Source organism: Paraburkholderia sp. SIMBA_053 (genome assembly GCF_046534895.1).
Taxonomy (GTDB): domain Bacteria; phylum Pseudomonadota; class Gammaproteobacteria; order Burkholderiales; family Burkholderiaceae; genus Paraburkholderia; species Paraburkholderia caledonica.
On sequence record NZ_JAWRXU010001137.1, the window covers coordinates 1 to 255 of the forward strand.

The 255-nt window shown below is 63.9% G+C and carries 1 pseudogene; it reads left to right on the plus strand.

The window, feature by feature from the left end:
* Positions 1–125: 125 nt before the first annotated feature.
* Positions 126–255, plus strand: a pseudogene (locus SB753_RS39190) (FUSC family protein); the annotation flags it as partial.

Genomic DNA, 255 nt, shown 5'->3' on the forward strand with positions numbered 1-255 from the left:
CGTGTCGGCGACGCCGCTGATGAACCGTTATCGCCGGCTGCGTCGTAGCGAAAGCTAGAATACGGGCGGGCTTTCGCAGCTCGCGTACCTTTCGTTTTCACCAGCCTTTGCTACCTCGCCCGCCGATGACTCCTTCCGATCACCCAGCACGAGCGAAACGCGCAAGCGCCGGCGAGTCGCTGTTCGCCTTCCTCAAATCGCTGCCGTTCGGCGAGCGGCTCGTCGAAGGCGGCCTGATGGCATTGCAGGCGGTGG